This window comes from Sulfurimonas sp., from assembly GCF_028714975.1.
Lineage (GTDB): Bacteria > Campylobacterota > Campylobacteria > Campylobacterales > Sulfurimonadaceae > Sulfurimonas.
Window position 1 is genome coordinate 47464 of the sequence record NZ_JAQTLH010000006.1, and the last position, 16805, is coordinate 64268.

At 36.1% G+C, this 16805-nt stretch carries 15 protein-coding genes; 11 read left to right on the forward strand and 4 right to left on the reverse strand.

Translation table 11 applies throughout. The annotated features are described in order from the left end of the window. The first annotated feature begins 46 nt into the window (after positions 1–46). From ccsA to PHQ93_RS06885, 7 genes are read left to right on the forward strand one after another with little or no spacing between them, the layout of a single operon-like run. Positions 47–3172, forward strand: a complete 3126-nt coding sequence (ccsA, locus tag PHQ93_RS06855; RefSeq protein ID WP_299942446.1) for a cytochrome c biogenesis protein CcsA — start codon at positions 47–49, stop codon at positions 3170–3172. Positions 3173–3184: 12 nt separating this feature from the next. Then, positions 3185–3886 carry a DUF2461 domain-containing protein gene (locus tag PHQ93_RS06860; protein WP_299942620.1) on the forward strand — a complete coding sequence of 234 codons (702 nt, stop codon included), beginning with the start codon at positions 3185–3187 and terminating at the stop codon, positions 3884–3886. A gap of 51 nt (positions 3887–3937) precedes the next feature. Next, on the forward strand, positions 3938–4168 hold the full coding sequence (locus PHQ93_RS06865; protein ID WP_299942447.1) for a ribbon-helix-helix protein, CopG family: 231 nt from the start codon (positions 3938–3940) through the stop codon (positions 4166–4168). Beyond that, entirely contained in the window at positions 4161–4412 is a 252-nt protein-coding gene (locus tag PHQ93_RS06870) for a type II toxin-antitoxin system RelE/ParE family toxin (protein WP_299942448.1), read from the forward strand. Before PHQ93_RS06865 ends, PHQ93_RS06870 begins: the two co-directional genes overlap by 8 nt. Next, on the forward strand, positions 4413–5363 hold the full coding sequence (hemH, locus tag PHQ93_RS06875) for a ferrochelatase (RefSeq protein ID WP_299942450.1): 951 nt from the start codon (positions 4413–4415) through the stop codon (positions 5361–5363). 8 nt (positions 5364–5371) lie between these two features. Beyond that, a complete protein-coding gene (locus PHQ93_RS06880; RefSeq protein ID WP_299942452.1) occupies positions 5372–6001 on the forward strand; it encodes an HAD family hydrolase in 630 nt (209 codons plus the stop codon). A gap of 53 nt (positions 6002–6054) precedes the next feature. Beyond that, positions 6055–7299, forward strand: coding sequence for a hypothetical protein (locus tag PHQ93_RS06885; protein WP_299942454.1), 1245 nt, complete (start codon positions 6055–6057; stop codon positions 7297–7299). A gap of 121 nt (positions 7300–7420) precedes the next feature. Here PHQ93_RS06885 and PHQ93_RS06890 read toward each other — a convergent pair whose 3' ends face one another. Then, on the reverse strand, positions 7421–7810 hold the full coding sequence (locus tag PHQ93_RS06890; protein WP_299942455.1) for a hypothetical protein: 390 nt from the start codon (positions 7808–7810) through the stop codon (positions 7421–7423). Between the two features lie 77 nt (positions 7811–7887). On the opposite strand from PHQ93_RS06890, the gene PHQ93_RS06895 reads away from it, so the two are divergent. Together PHQ93_RS06895 and PHQ93_RS06900 are read left to right on the forward strand one after the other, a co-directional pair. Further along, complete coding sequence (locus PHQ93_RS06895) at positions 7888–8529, forward strand: class I SAM-dependent methyltransferase (RefSeq protein ID WP_299942457.1); 642 nt, start codon at positions 7888–7890, stop codon at positions 8527–8529. 69 nt (positions 8530–8598) lie between these two features. Beyond that, positions 8599–9228, forward strand: coding sequence for a YceI family protein (locus PHQ93_RS06900; protein ID WP_299942459.1), 630 nt, complete (start codon positions 8599–8601; stop codon positions 9226–9228). 42 nt (positions 9229–9270) lie between these two features. Here PHQ93_RS06900 and pdxA read toward each other — a convergent pair whose 3' ends face one another. From pdxA to PHQ93_RS06915, 3 genes are read right to left on the reverse strand one after another with little or no spacing between them, the layout of a single operon-like run. Continuing rightward, positions 9271–10203 (reverse strand): 4-hydroxythreonine-4-phosphate dehydrogenase, encoded by a 933-nt coding sequence (pdxA, locus tag PHQ93_RS06905; protein WP_299942461.1) that lies wholly within the window; start codon positions 10201–10203, stop codon positions 9271–9273. Further along, positions 10200–10982, reverse strand: a complete 783-nt coding sequence (locus PHQ93_RS06910; protein WP_299942622.1) for a pyridoxine 5'-phosphate synthase — start codon at positions 10980–10982, stop codon at positions 10200–10202. Before PHQ93_RS06910 ends, pdxA begins: the two co-directional genes overlap by 4 nt. Before the next feature lie 18 nt (positions 10983–11000). After that, entirely contained in the window at positions 11001–12935 is a 1935-nt protein-coding gene (locus tag PHQ93_RS06915; RefSeq protein ID WP_299942462.1) for a thioredoxin domain-containing protein, read from the reverse strand. 143 nt (positions 12936–13078) lie between these two features. Here PHQ93_RS06915 and PHQ93_RS06920 point away from each other — a divergent pair, with 143 nt between their 5' ends. Continuing rightward, positions 13079–15391, forward strand: coding sequence for an EAL domain-containing protein (locus PHQ93_RS06920; protein ID WP_299942464.1), 2313 nt, complete (start codon positions 13079–13081; stop codon positions 15389–15391). Between the two features lie 83 nt (positions 15392–15474). Further along, positions 15475–16755, forward strand: coding sequence for a sensor domain-containing diguanylate cyclase (locus PHQ93_RS06925; RefSeq protein WP_299942492.1), 1281 nt, complete (start codon positions 15475–15477; stop codon positions 16753–16755). Positions 16756–16805 lie beyond the last annotated feature (50 nt).

Consider the following 16805-nt stretch of genomic DNA (forward strand, 5'->3'; position numbering starts at 1 on the left):
ATTAGCTAATTTTAACTAGAATATCCTTTTTAAAATAAGGATAGATATGAAACAACTTCTCTCAGTTTTTGGCTCCATGAAGACGATGGCTCTCATGATGCTCATTTTTGCTTTTGCTATAGGTTATGCCACATTTATAGAGAATGATTACGGTACGATAACCGCAAAAGCAAATATATATAACGCTCGTTGGTTTGAGATTTTAATCGCACTCTTAACAATTAATTTAACTATAAATATTTTTAGATATAAAATGTTTAGCGTAAAAAAAGCTCCTATATTTATTTTTCACCTTTCATTTATTATTATCGTTCTCGGCGCTGCTATTACGCGTTTTGTTGGTTTTGAAGGAACTATGCATATTCGTGAGGGTGAAGTTGCTACAACAATGCTCAGTTCAGATACCTACTTTACCGTAAGCGCAAAAGTGGGTGATAAAACTCAATCAAGCGAGCAGAGTGTTCATTTATCTAAAAAAAGTACAAATTCTCTTTCCTCATCTCTAAGTGTAGATGGCAAAAATGTACATGTAGAACTTGCAGGGTATATTCCTGATGCAATCGAGAGTTTAGTTGAAGCAAAAGAGGGCGGTTTTGAAGTTATTGAGATGATGGTTGCTACAAGCAGTTCGAGTGAACCTCTTAAACTTAAAAAAGGTGAGTTTTACGAAAATGAAGATATCGCCATAGATTTTGGTTCGCAAAAGATGTTTTTAAGACCGGTTCTCTCTTTTTTTAGCGAAAACGGCGAGCTTTTTATGAAGCATGAAATACCGATTAGATTCTTAAAAATGGAAGATAACACTCAAGGCGAAATCAATCCGAGTGATAAAACTAAAATTGACGGAAAAACTATTTTTGGAACCGATAGCACTAATTTTGCGGTAAGAAAATTTTATCAACATGCAACCGCAAAAATCATCTCAGACCCGAATGCTTCACCTATGAAGCCTCAGATGGATGCTATGAAGTTTAACATCAAAGTAGGTGATATCTCAGAGACCGTTATGATTTTTGCTCAAGCAGGAAGAGCCGCAAAAGAGCATCATAATGTCGTTAACGGAGTGGATGTGCATATTTCATACGGCTCTAAAAAATTGGAAGTTCCATTTGGTGTAAAACTTGTCGATTTTCAGCTAGATAGATACCCCGGTTCAATGTCTCCTGCATCTTATGCGAGTGAAGTTGAGCTAATTGACAAAGAGAAAAATATCAATATGCCTTATAGAATATTTATGAACCATATTTTAGAGCATCGCGGATATAGATTTTTCCAATCTTCTTACGATCAGGATGAAAAAGGAACAATTTTATCGGTAAATAACGATCCGGGAACTCTGCCGTCGTATATAGGTTATTTTCTCTTAGGTTTGGGAATGTTTTGGTCGCTTTTCTCTAAAGAGAACAGATTTGCGAAGCTCTCAAACATAGCAAAAAAAGCCAGCCAAGGCAAAGCCGTAGCTCTTCTGCTTTTGCTTGGAGTTCTCTTTAGCGTAACTCCGTCTTATGCGGAGGAGTTGGATCCGTCTATAAAAACCATTTTGTCTTTTGACAAAGAACATGCAAAGAGATTCGGTCAGTTGATTATTCAAGACAGCAGCGGAAGAATGAAGCCGCTTGATACACTCTCAACCGAAATTTTGGCAAAAATCTATAAAAGCCCATACTTAAATATCGGCGATGAAAAACTAAACGCAAACCAAGTAATACTAGGGATGATGTCCAAGCCTGATGCATATAGAGAGCTAAAAATAATTAGAACAAAAAATGAGGAGATAAACAAAATAATAGGTACAAAATCTGATGCAAAATATGCATCTTTTGCGCAATTTTTTGTGGATCCGCAGAGTTTAAACGGTTATAAACTTGCAGAATATGTAGATAATGCAACCAGAAAAGAGCCAAAACATAGAGACCTCTTTGATAAAGCAGTCTTAGAGATTGATGAGAGAGTAAATATTTCTTACTCGGTATATTCGGGCGCTTTGATAAAAATTTGGCCCAAACCAAATGATGTAAATAACAAATGGTATCCTACGGTAGAGGCGCTTGAGACATTTTCGCAAGATAACGCTCTAAAGATCAGAGAAATCGCATTTGAATATTTTACGGCATTAGATAGTGCGGTAAACGGCGGAAACTGGGCAAGTGCAAACTCTGCAATAGAGAAGATAGTCGAATATCAAAAGTTTTACGGCGCATCGGTTTCACCTTCTGAGACTAGGATAAAAGCAGAGATGTTTTACAACTATGCAAATATTTTTGAGAGAATTTATCCTATATATTTTTTAATCGGATTTGTGCTTTTAATTGCAAGTTTTATTAAAATACTAAAACCAAGCTTCAATATTTCTATGTTTGCAAAAATCTCTTTAGCTCTGCTTATAACACTGTTCTTAGTGCACACATTTGGTATAGGGCTTAGATGGTATGTAGCGGGTCACGCACCGTGGTCTGATGGATATGAATCTATGATATACATCAGCTGGGCAACGGTTTTGGCGGGTTTTGTGTTCTCAAAACGCTCATCTATGACTATGGCATCCACGGCAGTTTTAACAGGATTGATTCTTTTTGTGGCGCATCTAAACTGGATGAATCCGCAAGTAACAAACCTTGTACCCGTTCTTAACTCATATTGGCTAAGTATACATGTCGCTGTAATTACGGCAAGTTACGGCTTTTTGGGTCTTGGAGCGCTTTTAGGTTTTATTACGATTCTTCTTTTCATACTTAAAAATGAGAAAAACGATACTCACATCTCTCTTTCCATCAAAGAGTTAAACTCCATAAATGAGATGAGTATAATGATAGGTTTGGCGTTTTTAACGCTAGGTAACTTCTTAGGCGGTGTTTGGGCGAACGAGAGTTGGGGGCGATACTGGGGATGGGATCCAAAAGAGACATGGGCTCTTGTAACCATTTTGATTTATGCGGTTGTCGTTCACTTGAGATTTATCAAGCAGATTTATAGCGAATTTAACTATAGCGTTATATCACTTTTATCGTACACATCGGTAATTATGACATACTTCGGGGTTAACTACTACTTGGCGGGAATGCACTCATACGCAAAAGGCGACCCTGTGCCGATTCCTGATTTTGTACCGATTACTTATGCTATTTTATTTGTTCTTATCGCTATTGCGTTTAGAAACAGAAAACTGGCGTAAAAGGATTTTTTGATGGAGTTTACGGGTTTTAAAAATGCAACGGAGTTTTTAGAATCCATCCGCAAAAATAACAACAAAGAGTGGTTTGAAGCAAATAGAGATGAGTATGAAAAAACCATTTTAAATCCCTCAAAAGCCTTTGTTGTTGAGATGGGCGAACATCTTATGGCATTAGAGCCGACTATCGAAGCGGAGCCAAAGATAAACAAATCTCTCTTTAAGATGTATCGGGATGTCAGACGCATGGGTGAAAATAAAGAGCCTATGAAGTCTAAAATAGGTGTCATCTTTCCTCAAGGCGGTTGGAGTGGATGCAGACTTCAAAAATCCTCATTTTATCTCCATTTCTCTCCTGATGAGCTATTTGTCGCAGTAGGCGTGCGATGGTTTAACAAACCTATGCTTGACGCATACCGTGACTACATAAAAAACGAAAAAAGAAGAGTTGAGCTTGATAGAGTACTTGACAAGATAACTTCTATGGGATATAGCATAATAGCAAAAGGGTATAAAAAATATCCGCGAGGTTTTACTTCAGATATGCCGAGTGTAGATTTAAGCCTCTATAAAGGGATGGCGACTTACAAAATTTTAGAGCCCAAACTTATCCAAAACGGGGAGTTGCTTATAGATACGCTCTATAAAATTTATGAAGATATGCTACCATTACAGCAGATAGTATATGAGATAAGTTTAAGGGTTAAAGAGAAGTAAGTAGATACTTGTGGTATAATGTATCTACAAATATCCACAAAAGGGTACAATATGAAAAAAGCTATAAATATAAGACTTGATGAAACTCTTCTAGCAGAACTTGATGCTTGTGCAAGTGAATTAGACAGAACAAGAACATATTTGATAGAAAAGGCGATAAGTAGTTACTTTGATACACTTGATGAAATGATAAGCGACAAGAGAATCGATGATATAAAAAGTGGAAAAGAAAAACTTATATCGCTTGAAGATGTGTTTAAACAAGCAGGAATAGATGTATAAAGTTGCCTTTAATAAAGGAGCCCAAAAAGAGTTTTTGGAACTTGAAAAAAGTACTCAAGAGCAAGTTGCCAAAAAAATTATTGATTTACAAAACGGAATATTTATCGGTGATAAAGCATTAAAAGGCAAGCATAAAGGGAAATTTCGCAAACTAGCGGGCGATTATAGAATTGTTTATCTTAAAGAAAACAATATTTTAGTTATTACTCTAGTGAGAATAGCTCATAGAAGAGAGGTTTATTAGATGAAAAAAGAAGCAATTGTTTTACTAAATATGGGCGGACCAAATAACCTAAACGAGGTTGAAGTTTTTTTGACGAATATGTTTAATGATAAAAATATTATACCTTTAAAGAGTTCATTTTTGAGAAGTTTTATAGCAAAGATGATAACTTTTTCAAGAGTTGAAAAAGCTCAAGAGATATATAAACGAATCGGCGGAAAATCTCCGATTGTAGGACATACGAGAAAGCTGGTTAAAAAACTTCAAGACAGAGTAGGAGAGAATGTCATAGTTGATTTTGCTATGCGTTATACGCCCCCTTTTGCTTCGGAGGTTATCGAGAGGCTTAACAAAGAAAATATAGAAAAAATCTATCTTATTCCGCTTTATCCGCAGTTTTCAACAACTACGACAAAATCTTCGCTTGAGGATTTCGAAGAGCAGTACCACTCAAGCGGCGGCGATGCTATCTTGGTTGAAATAAAACACTTTTTTCAAAACGACACTTACAACAGAGCCGTCATTGAGAGAATCAAAGAGAGAGTAGGCTCTGATGAGTGCAAAAATTTTGATATTATCTTCTCAGCACATGGAGTTCCGCAAAGTGTTATATACGCGGGGGATGTTTACCAAAAGCATATAGAAAAGCATGTTGTTATTTTAACGCAGATGCTAGAAGATGAAGGGATGAAGTTTAACGATGCTCATCTTGCATATCAATCAAAAATCGGACCCGTAGAGTGGTTAACGCCCTCTTTAGAAGATAAACTAAATGAGATTAAGAGCAGGGGAGTCGTTATTTGTCCCATAGCTTTTACTATTGATAACTCCGAGACTGATTATGAACTTGAAATTCAGTATCGCGATGTTGCAAGTGAACTTGGGTTTGAAGATTATAGAGTTTGCAGATGTTTAAATGACAGTGAATCTTTTGTCGAAGCATTGGTAGAGATATATTCAAAAATGAGATAAAACAAAAGATGAAAATCGTTATTTTCGATATGGACGGTACTCTGCTTGATTCTAAAAAAGATATAACTATATCCGTAAATCATGTTAGAGAAGTTCACTACAATCTTGCTCCGCTTAGTGAAGCTTTTATAGTCGAGGCTATAAATATGGAGGTAAGAAACCTGTCACGGCTTTTTTATGAAACAGAGGTGTATCACGAGAAAGATAAAGCATTGTTTGAGAGCCATTATGAGCTTCAATGTATAAAAAATGTCTACCTTTATGATGGCGTAAAGGAGATGTTGGAGAGTTTAGTCGCTTCGGATGTAAAGATATCTGTTGCAACAAACGCGCCTACGCAGTTTGCGCTAAGAATGTTAGAGCATTTAAGAGTAAAAAATCTTTTTGATGTAATCATCGGAGCAGATAGAGTTAGCGAGCCAAAACCCAGTCCTTTGATGTTAAATCGCATACTAAATCACTACGGCTTTGATAAAGATAACCACAAAGCATGGATGATAGGAGATAATTCAAAAGATATTTTAAGTGCTCATGCGGCCGGAATAGAGCCTATATTTGCAACTTGGGGATTTACGCCATATAGCAATGCAAAAGTAGTTGCAAAGAGACCAAAAGAAATATTGGATATAGTTTTATAAAATTTTATGATAGAATAGTTGTAGATTTTTAGAGTCAATCTAAAGGATGTACAGTGTTTGATATTGATTTATTACTCGCATTTGTATTTATGGCATTACTTTTTTTAAGACAGATATCTATATTAAAACAGCCAAACAAGATAAATTATATACCGCTTATAGTGGGTATAGGTATAATTAGCGCTCTTCTTCACTTTATAATCCAGCCTGAGGCGGCAAATATATTGCTTACTCTAAAAGAGAGTTTTATTCCTATTTTAGTTTCACTTCTTTTATATATCGTTATGAATGTACTTCATCAAACGCAACAGTCCGAACAGTCAAAAACTCAACAAGAGTTTATAAAAGAGTTGATGGAACAGATAACAGAGATAAAAGAGTTTAGTTCCGAACTTGAAAAAAAGATGATTTTAAATCAAAATGAAGATAAGCAATCCCAAGAAGAGTCAAGAGAGCGATTTAAACACGATGTAAAAGTGTTAGATATGATTTTAGTAAATCAAAATAAATTTTTACAACAGTTTGAACAGATAGAGAGTTGGCATGTTGATGTCACAAAATCATTTGAAAATTTTACAGAGGTTCAACTCCCGTCTTTAGACAGTGTTGTGCATAAACATATAGATATACTTAGAGTTACGGAACAAGACCATTTTAACAAAGTAAAAGTAATTCTGGAAAAAGCGCTTGAAAACAAAGGCAGCATAAGAGAAGAGATGGAAGAGTTAAAAGATAGTTTACAATCTATCGGCAACACTTCTCAGACTATAGCAAAAACTATTATTAAGTATACCATTGAGCAATTAAGCGAAATTATAAAACCGTTTGAAAAAGAGCTGCTCTCCCTTAAGTCACATACACAGAGTATAAATACTTCTCTTTATGAGAGTGAAAATAAGCTAGGCGGTATAAAAGAGCAGAGTGAAATGATAATGAAGCAGATGATTCTTTCATCTAAAAAAATGAGCGAATTGCAAGCTCAAAATAGCTCTTTGCATGATATTTACGCATCAATGAGAGATTTGATGAAAGATATAGAAGTTATAAAATCAGAGTATGTAAAATCGCAATCGCAGTTAAACATGATTGTAAATGAGTTTAAAGAGTCTAAAGATAGTGAAATAGATAATATAAAAGAGCAGATGGACTCTTTGAGAGTTGCATTGACGGCTAAGATGGATAATTTTTTAGAAAAATTAGATGAACATCAAGAATTGCCAAATGACGGTATATCGCAGAGTGTAAAATTTTTATCTAAACAAGCTCAGCTTAAAAGCAGTTATTCTGATTTAGAATGACAAGCACGGTTAATCTCTCTTTTTCTCTCAGACTGCCGCGTCACTTCGTTCCTCGCAGTGACAATGCCACTCTCGTCATTGCGAGGAGCTTGCGACGAAGCAATCTATCTTTGTTGAGATTTTATATAGCCAGTGCAATAAGAAGAGGGTATATTACTAACCCCATATACGGTAAAAAGCTATCTATGGGTGCTAAGAAAATCAGACTCATTTCGTGAGATAAGCTTTTTTTTGTAAAAATCTGCTCTATAAGAAGTATCTTTGTTGCGATATCTGCTGTTTTTAAAAAGAGTAAAATCATTGCAAATATATTGTAATCACACAGCATCGCAAAGCCGATGGCAAAGTAAAAAGTCGGCTGCATAATCAAAAACAGCAATATACTCTTTGAGTAATATTTGTTCATGCGCACCACCATCCCCATGATGCTTGGAGCTTTTTGCCAGCTAATCTCGTATAGTTCAAGAAAAACAAAAAGAAGTATGTAGTTTAAAATTAAATTGTCTATCATTTTTGAATTTTACAATAAAAATTTAAAAATAGCCTGTAAGCCGCAAGAGTATTGTAGAAAAATGGTATGATTCTCTAATGAAAATATGCAAAATTTGTAATAACGACACGATAGAGACAACGGATCCAAAAACTAAAAAAATATATCATAAGTGCTTGTCTTGCGACTATATTTTTTTAGATGAAATTTTTTATGTTGATGAAGCACATGAGAAGAAACATTACGATAAACACCATAACAGTTTTGAATCACTCGGTTATGTAAAAATGTTTGAGGATTTAATAGAAGAGTTTGTTCCCTCAAATATGAAAACAACGCTTGATTTTGGGTGCGGAAGAGGCTTGGTTTTGCCGACACTTTTAGAAAAAGAGGGTATCGTATGCGACAGATATGATCCGTTTTATTTTCCGCAAAAAGTGTATAAGGGTAAAGAGTATGATTTGATTATCTCAACAGAGGTTTTTGAGCACTTGCAAAATCCGCTTGAAGTTTTTAAAGAGCTGCTTTTGCACCTAAGAGAGGGCGGTTATCTGCTGCTTATGAGCGCTTTTCATCCAGCAAATGATGAAGAATTTTTTAAATGGTGGTATATAAGAGACATAACACATATAGGTTTTTTTAATCTCAAAACATTTAAGTATATTGCAGATGAGCTAGATTTAAAGATTGTTAAACATAACTTTAAAAATATTACTCTTTTTCAAAAGGAAGTGGTTTGATAAGAAATAGAAGTTATACTAATAGAGTTCTGCAAGAACTTTACTCTTAAAATAACCCAAAGGATAAAAATGAAAAATGTAATTATCTCCGTATTTATAGCGCTATCTATTGGCTCAAGTTTGTACGCGAGTGCTAAGGGCGGTTGTGAACTGGCTCAAGTCGGAGCCGTTGAGGTTGGTTGGATTGGCTATAAAACTAATGAAAAAATAGGTGTAGGCGGAACTTTTGAGAGTGTGGCATATACGCCGATTGTAAAAAGCGGTGAGAATTTTCGTTCTATCTTGGTCGGTTCAACGGTTGTTATAGATACATCAAGCGTAAACTCAAAAGACAAAGGTCGTGATGAGAAACTTGCTAAATTTTTCTTTGGTATGATGAGCAGTAAAGACATTAATGCAAAAATAGTAGATATTAAAGCTGATGAAAAAGTAAAAGATGCCCCAAGAACAGGTGTTGTAAGTGTTGAGATAGAGATGAACGGTATTAAAAAAACAGTTCCTATGAAGTATAGTTTTAGCAATGATGTTTTTGAAGCAAAAGGCACAATCGATATTTTAGATTTTAGTGCAAGCAAAGCACTCTCTTCAATCAATGAAGCATGTTTTGATCTTCACAAAGGTAAAACTTGGAGCGAAGTCGGTATAAGTTTTAAAACAAAAATAGAAGCCGTGCTTTGTAATGTAGCACCTCTAAAATAGTAAACCCTTAGATCCTGAATCATACCCAAAGGGCACGCGAGTTCAGGATGACGCAGACACCGTCATTCCAAACTCTATCGCACTCTTGATTGCATTCTCATAGCTTAGAGTGTTTGCTTTGCCTTTGTAAGCTATGTCAAAGGCGGTTCCGTGATCTACCGAAGTTCTTATTATCGGCAGGTTTAGCGATACATTTATGCTCTCGTCAAAATAGAGCGCTTTAAGCGGTGCTAAACCTTGGTCGTGGTACATCGCCACAAAATGTGTAAATGAGCTTCTCATGTGCGGCGTAAAAGCGATGTCGGGTACGATTGCGCCTACAAATAGTTCTTGCCCTATTGTTTCATTTGCCTCTTCAATAGCCGCCTCTATAACTCTCTCTTCATCTCCTAAAACGCCGTTATCTCCCGCATGAGGATTTAAACCTAAAACGGCAAATCTTTTGTTAGGAATTGCTCTGTTTAAATCAAGGAAAAAGCTAAGAAGTCCCTCTTTTGTTATGTGGCTTGCCACTTCTCTTAAGGGTATGTGTTCGGTGTAGAGTGCGACAAACATCTTATCGCATCCAAGCATCATAATGGCATCTTTTTTGAAGTAATCGCGAAGCAAATCCGTGTGTCCTTTGTAGTGCAAACCTGCCAACGACCACGCCTCTTTATGAATCGGCATAGTTACAACCGCATCAGTCTTTTTTTCTTCGCAAAGTTTAACGGCACTCATAAATGAGTCATAAGAGTATCTTCCTGCATCTTTATCTACACAACCCTCTCTTATGTTAAAACTGCCCTCAACTTCAAATATCTCAAAATCAGACGGAATTTCTACATCCAAAAGTTCACACGCCTGATGGAGCATATAGGAGTTTATGCAGTAGATGGGAGTACAAATGGCAGAGATTTTTTTATGAGCTTTTAGGGCAATTTCAATCCCGACTCCGTTTAAATCACCGATACTTATTGCAATGTATGGTTTCATCTTGTAGTCAATCTCTTCATCTCTTTTACGGCGTCTGCTAAACCGCTAAAGACGCTTCTAGCTACTATGCTTTGTCCGATATTTAGCTCCGTAATCTCTGCAATCTTCATCATCTCGTCGACATTGTTGTAGTTCAGTCCGTGTCCGGCTGCGACTTCCAAACCGATTTTTTTGGCATGTTTTGCGGCTTCTTTTATAGCCGTAATTGATTTTTCAAGCTTTATTGCCAACTCGTGACGAGGAAGTTGCAGCTCTTTTATGGAGTGGTTTGAGTAAGATAGAGATGAGTTTAACATAGCGTAAATATTTGCAAAACTCCCCGTATGAAGCTCTACCATCTCTGCCCCCAATTTTTTTGACATCTCTACCGCCTCTATGGTCGGGTCGATAAAAAGTGAGACTGGAATGATATAGTCATGCAATAGTTCGATTGCATAAGAGATTTCATCTTCGTATTTTATGACATCAAGTCCGCCTTCAGTCGTCACCTCTTCTCTCTTTTCCGGAACCAAAGTAGCGCGGTGCGGTTTTAGGTCTGTTACTATATTTAAAATGCTTCTGTTGATAGAACATTCAAGGTTTACGGGCATGGTGGAGTGCTTCATAATGTTATAAGCGTCGACATCTTGAATGTGGCGTCTATCTTCTCTTAGATGGATGGTTATCTGGTCTGCACCGCTTTGACATGCGATGAAAAGGGCATTTAAGATATCAGGGTCATTTACTCGTCTTGCCTCTCTTAAAACTGCCACATGGTCGATGTTTACGCCGAGTTTCATACTACTCATTATTTTTTCCTAAAAAGTTTTTTTGATTATATCATTGATTTCATTAGGGTTTTGCGTTGTAGCAAAACAGCTTTTAGTTCCGCAAACCATAAAAAAATCATCGTCAGAGGCTTTTTTTTGGATAAACGGATACTCTAAAGAAGCAAGCTCAAGCGCCTTTGACTCTAAGTTTTTCAGGTTTGATTTTATAACTCTCTCACCCTTTAAATATCTTAACATTTGGCGTAACATATACGGGTAAATAACGGGGCGTCTTCCCAGCTCGTATGAGTTGTATTCTAGCGTTTTAAACGCAAAGTGATTATATTTGTCATCTTCAAGCAGAGTGCCTAGAGAGAGCAGAACATCAACTATTATTGCAACTGAACTTGTGTAGGTATTGTCCGAGATATCTGCTTTTGTTTCAAACTCTCCTACGCTAAATCTCCATGTTCCTTTGTCGTAAAATCTCTCTAATGCCATATTTGCAAAGTGTTGAGCACGGATAAGGTAGAGTTCATCCCCCGTGGAGTTAAATGCTTCAATGAGTGCTTGAGATAAAAACGCGAAATCTTCTAAAAATGCCTCTACCTTTGGAGTTTTATGTATGAGAGCCGTATGGTAGAGTTTACCCTCTTTGTACATTGACTCAAGCAGAGCATCAAGGTATTTTATAGCTCTTTGTTTGTATGAAGCGTCTATATTTCCAAGCATAAAAAGAGCTTTTATCATCATAGCAGACCATGAGACTTGAACTTTTTTATCACAAAACGGATAATCTCTTTTTGCTCTTAATCCCCCAAGCAGAAACTTTATATTTTCAAAATTTTTCGGTGTTTCATCACTTTTAAATCTGATGATATTTTTCCCCTCAAAATTTCCATCTTTTATTACGCTTAGTTTTTCTAAAATCTCATCTATCGCTTCGTAGCCGTTTTTACTTAAGAGTTCATAAACTTCATCATAACTATATGTATAGTAAGTTCCTTCTTCTCCATCGCTGTCCGCATCGCTTGCACTATACATTAAGTCGTCTTCGCTCATATAGTTATGCCAAAAATCGGCAATCTCTTTGGCAGTTTGTAAAAAACTTTCATCTTTGTAGGCAAGGTAAGCATTTGTGTAAAGTTCACAGAGCAGGGCATTATCGTAAAGCATCTTCTCAAAGTGCGGAACCGACCACTCCTCATTAACGCTGTAACGGCAAAATCCGCCCTCTATCAAATCATACATACCGCCTTTTTTCATATTTTGAAGCGTGTTTAAAACCATCGCTTTTGCGGATTTGTCATCATATAGTTTGTCGATGACAAGAAGCGTGCCGAGCGTGCTTGCATGCGGAAATTTCGGTGCTAAGGAGAAGCCGCCGTTTGTCGTGTCGTAGTTGTTTTTTACTTGAAGCATAAAGTTTTTAGTAAAATCCTCTTTTAGAACCGTTGCCTCTTTTGGATGTTCTTTGTGGTTTAAAAAATTCTCTATCTCATCGGCATTTTTTAGTATCTGCTCATCTCTTTGCGATATTTTGTCGGCTATGAGTTTTGTAAGCTCAACAAACCCCATCCCATCTATGCTTCCTTCACGAGACTGCGGCGGTATGTAAGTTCCCGCAAAAAACGGTTTGTTTTCGGGGGTGCAAAATATGGAAGTCGGCCATCCGCCGCTTCTGCGGTTTAAAAGCATATAAACCTCTTGATAGTGCTTATCTATGTCGGGTCGCTCTTCACGGTCAACTTTGATGCAGACAAAGTGGGCATTTAAGATATCTGCACACTCTTTGTTTGTAAAGACATTTTCTTCCATAACATGGCACCAATGGCATGAGCTGTAGCCGATGGATATAAAAATTGCTTTGTTTTCATCTTTGGCTTTTTTAAATGCTTCGTCGCACCACGGATACCAATCTACTGGATTATCTTTGTGCTGTTGTAAGTAAGGTGAATCTTCTAGTTTTAATCTATTTGACATATTTAATTCTTTAATTTTTTATGTAGATTATTTAAATCTCTCTTTTTTTGGGCTTAAAGCAAGGGGTATAAGGCTATTTTAATACTATTGTAATCATTTATGAATATAATAGTGATAAGAAATAAAAAAAAGATTATATAAATATGCAATACGGCAAAAAAATAATACTTACTATTTTAGCAATTCAGACGATTAGCTTTCTGATTCTTATGTATTTGGGGCATTATCAGTATGTGACGGTTTTAGATATGACTGTTTCTAAAAAAGAGCGAGATACCGCGCAGCTTATAAACACGATATTTGACCAGATAAAAGATGAGTATGGCAGATACGGAAATGAAATTTTATCAAATCCTAAAGTAGCAGAAGCATTTGCAAAAAAAGATAGGCAGGAGCTGTTAAATCTAACTATGCCTATATATAAAGAGTTAATACAGCGTAACGAATTTTTATCCGTTATGCACTTTCATACGGTTGATAACCATAGCTTTTTACGAATCCACAAACAGGAAAGCTTTGGAGACGATCTTAAAGATATTCGTCCGATTATAGTAAAAACAAATATTTCAAGAAAAATGGAATCCGGTTTAGAAGTCGGAAAGTATGGCGTTAGTTACAGAGTAGTATTTCCCGTCTTTCATAAAGGCGAATATATCGGCGCATTTGAATTAGGGGTGGATATTAAGTATCTTATCTCAAAACTTTCAATATCAAACGAGTATGTACCGCTCTTTTTAATATCAAAAAAGGCAGCCGAACCTATTTTTATGTACAGCCAAGGAGTTGATGACTATTTAGCCAAGTTTTCGGATGATTATCTAATCATAAAGTATAAATCATCAAGTGAAGAAGAAGAGTCGGTCTTAGATGTAATTGATGAGAGAATCATCAGCGAAGATAACTATTTTAGAAAACAGAACAAAAAAGAGTATCTTGTTTTTAAAAGTTTTATCTTAAAAGATTATAATGAGAGAGATGTAGGCTATTTTGTTTTTAAAAATGAGATGGATTATTACAAAAATACGATTATGTTTATCAGATGGTTTTCAGTTATAACGGCTGTTTTGATAATTATCGTAATTGCTCTGCTGGTAAATGTATTGATAAAAAACTACACTGATAGACTTAACGAACAAAAAGATATTTTGGATTTTCAAGCTCATCATGATGCTCTTACAGGACTTCCCAATAGGATTTTATTTAGCGACAGACTAGAACAAGCCATCCAAAAAGCAAAACGCCAAAAAACAGAGTTCGCGCTTCTTTTTATTGATTTGGACAGATTTAAGCAGATTAACGATTCGTTAGGACATATGTTTGGAGATAAAGTTCTAAAAGTTATATCAAAAAGATTGCAGGGAATCGTCCGCAAGGAAGATTCCTTGTCGCGTTTAGGGGGTGATGAGTTTATACTTCTTGTGGAAGATTTAAAAGAAGAGATAGATGTTTCTGCACTTGCAAAAAAAATTATTTTAGTTCTAGCCGAGCCGATTATTATAGAGAACAATACGCTTTATATTACTACTAGTATCGGTATAAGTATTTTCCCAAAAGATGATACGGATGCGGATAATCTTTTAAAATATGCCGATGCTGCTATGTATAGGGCTAAAGAAGAGGGCAGAAATAATTATCAATACTACTCGGCAGAGATGACGGAGCTTGCACTTAAAAGAGTCGTTATGGAAGCAAGCTTAAGAAAAGCATTGGAAGATGGAGAGTTTATCGTCTACTATCAGCCGCAAGTAAACGGCAAAACCGGTGAGATAATCGGTATGGAAGCGCTGGTTAGATGGAAGCATCCGAGTGAAGGACTGATTTATCCAAATAGTTTTATTCCATTGGCTCAAGAGACAGGACTGATTATAGCGATTGACCAGTCAGTAATGAAAATAGCTATGAAGCAGGTGGCCGAGTGGTATAGCAAAGGTCTCAATCCCGGAATATTAGCGTTAAATCTTGCTATGAAACAGTTAGGGCAAGAGAGCTTTTTAGAGACACTTGTGACAATAATGCAAGAGAGCGGATTTAAGCCGGAGTGGCTGGAACTTGAGGTTACGGAGGGTGAGATTATGAAAAACCCCAAAAGCGCTATTGAAGTTCTAAAAAAGATTAGCGATATGGGCATTGAAATCGCAGTTGATGATTTTGGTACTGGATACTCATCTCTCTCATATCTAAAGCGGCTCCCGATTGATAAGCTAAAGATTGACAAGTCATTCGTAGACGGACTTCCTGACGACGAAGAGGATGTTAGTATCGCAAGAGCTATTATTGCTCTTGCACATAGTTTAAAATTGAGTGTTATTGCCGAGGGTGTTGAAAACAGAGAGCAAAAAGAGTTTTTGGTAAAGAACGGATGCAGTCACATCCAAGGTTATTACTACTCTAAACCGATACCATCAGACGAGATGGAAGAGATATTAAATAATAGAGATACGAAGTTTAATAATTAAAATATACAAAAAAAATAGAGTTAGTGCTATAATATTTTGTATCTATAATTTTTAATAATATTTATTAAAACAGGAGATCTAAAGTGAAGGTAATACAAAAATATTTTCCTGATATAGAAAAATGTGTTCAAGATTTTAATATTAATATTGAGAGTCTACAGTCTAATAACACTAATGAACTTCTCTATAGCAGTGTGATAACGGAATATAAAAAACTGTTTTTAAATCTTTTACTCTCTACTTCCAAAGAGGATATTGAAAATAATACTACGGTATTAGTGCACTTTGCGATTGAACATGATATATCCTATCTATTTTTATACAGTGAATTTATCACCGTTGTTCGTAAACTGCTAGGCAGCCTCCTTGAAAAAAAAGATTTTAAGCATATAGATGAGCTTAATCATTTTTTTGCAGAACATGAGCATCGTATTACCGAGTTATATCTGCAAAATTTTTTAAATCAGCTTAAGCTTAAAAGCGAACTTCGCCTCTCCCGCATTGGGTTGATGCCTGATAAAAAGTTTATGGTGCATTATGAAAACCATATCAAGTGGGTAATAAACCTTATAAATTATGTTCAAAAAAAAGAGTATGATAACGGATATCCTGAGTTAAACCCTACTAAATGCGAATTTGGTAAATGGATGGGCTGCGCTACAACTTCTTATGTGCTCTCTACTACCCATTTTAAAGTGATAGAAAAACTACATATAAATCTCCATGACTTGGCTGCAAATGTTATTAGCTATTGCAAACGAAATGAGTTTCGTCCTGCAACTCTTATTCATCTTATGCAGCGGATTGACTACTATTCGCTTGAGATAGGAAGCGAGATAGCTTTTTTAAATGAAATTGAAGAGAGTGCTAAAGACCCTCTTACTCATCTGCTGACTAGACGGCTGTTTAACAAGATAATGTTAAACAAGCTTGATATTGCCAAAGCGACCGGCAGAGAATTTGCTTTGATGATGTGCGATTTGGATCATTTTAAACTTGTCAACGACACTTACGGTCACAGTGTAGGAGATATAGTGCTTAAGCACTTCTCCAAAGTATTAGAAGATACTCTTAGAAAATCGGATTATATCTTTCGTTTCGGCGGCGAGGAGTTTATGATTTTACTGCCTATGACGGATAGAGAAGAGACTCTTATGCTTGCTCAAAAAATATGTGATGTAACTGCTTCAAAAGAGGTAATTGTTGAGAATATATCCATCCGCTATACCGTAAGCATAGGAACGCTCTCTATTTTAGCCGATAGCAAAACGATTGTTGATCAAGATACGGTTGACCGCTATATCGCTCAGGTCGATGAGAAACTTTATCTTGCCAAAGAGCGAGGTCGAAACCGTGTTGAATAGTTGAATATATGCTTTGATATAACAAGATTGCAAACAAAAAAAATTTGACT